Source organism: Thermovenabulum sp. (assembly GCF_049701175.1).
In the GTDB taxonomy this organism is placed as follows: Bacteria; Bacillota; Thermosediminibacteria; order Thermosediminibacterales; family Thermosediminibacteraceae; genus Thermovenabulum.
On sequence record NZ_JBNATW010000062.1, the window covers coordinates 1 to 1,430 of the forward strand.

Sequence of the window (1,430 nt, forward strand, 5' to 3'; positions counted from 1 at the left end):
AGTTTTGAAATATCAAAGGGCCCTTTGCCCTTCCTCCATAACCATAAGGCCATTTTCTTTAAATTCATGGCAGCAAAAACAAGCATCGCTTGCATGGACAATTTTTCCTTCCCTCTTAACGTCGTCCATCGCAAACCATGCTTCTCCTTTAAATCTGCAAATACTCTCTCTATTGTCTCTTTCCTTCTCTCATATACTTCTTTACAGTAAGGTGTATGCCTTAGGTGTTCTGCTTCTTCTACATATCCTTCCCATATGTGCCTGAATATCCTCTTTGTGTAGTCTTTACTTTGGGTACACTTTTCTCTTAGAGGACAGTTTTTACATTTTTCTGGGTTTGATTTGTATTCTCTATATCCTTCTCTGTTGGTTGTAACATATGTTAATATTTCATTCTGCGGGCATATGTAACAGTCATAGTATTCATCATAAACAAATTCATGTTTTTTCATGAAACCATCTTTTGTTTTTGGCCTTGTGTATGGTACTGCTGGTATTATTTGTCTATCAAATATTGTCTTTAATATGTACGGATTTTTATAGCCTGCGTCTACTGCTATTGCTTTCGGTTTTCTTACCCTCTTTTCAACTTCTTCTAATACTTCTTGAAACATTACACTGTCGTGGACATTTGCAGCTTCAACTTTTACTCCTAATACAAATCCATTTTTATCGCAGGCTGTATGAAAAGAATATGCAAAACATTTTTCTTTTCCGTTTTTGTTTAACATTCCGCTATCTGGGTCTGTTTTGCTTACTTTCACTTCTTTCGTCTTTATCTTCTTGATTTTCTTTAATGGCTTTTTACCATGAGCCTCTCTATCCTTGTTTATTTCTTCTTCTAGTTTTTCTTGATAAATTCTAGCTTCTTGTTCTATTATCTCTTTTGTGTATTTCTTCTTGTTGGCGCTCGCTTTTACATGAGTTGAATCTATGAATACTTCCTCCGCATTTACTAGCCCATGTTTTATTGCTTCCTCTAAAATTTTCGTAAATATTTTTTCAAATATATCCGTCCCCTTGAATCTTCTTATGTAGTTCTGACTAAATGTTGAAAAATGAGGTATTTCTTCTGTCAGCCCATACCCTAAAAACCATCTATACGCTACATTTGTTTTTATTTCTGCTATTGTCCTCCTCATCGATGGTATGCCAAAAAGATATTGAATGAAAAGTATTTTTATGAGTACTACTGGGTCTATGCTTGGTCTGCCGTGACCCTCGGAATATTTGTCTTTTACTAAATCGTATATGAAGCTAAAGTCTATGACTTTTTCTATCTTTCTTAAAAGGTGGTCTTGTGGTACTAATTGATCTATGCTTACAAATTCTATTTGATGTCTTGCATCCTCTTTCTTTGATAACATCTTTCTTCTCCTCTCCTCTTTTGCTTTGTACCGTTAAAAAAACAAGGAACCCTTCTCATCATA

General features: G+C 34.8%; 1 protein-coding gene. It reads right to left on the reverse strand.

The genetic code is table 11. The annotated features are described in order from the left end of the window. On the reverse strand, positions 1-1,367 hold a 1,367-nt coding region (locus ACPLVF_RS12005), incomplete at its 3' end, for an IS1182-like element ISTte1 family transposase (protein ID WP_424908058.1). Between the last annotated feature and the right edge of the window lie 63 nt (positions 1,368-1,430).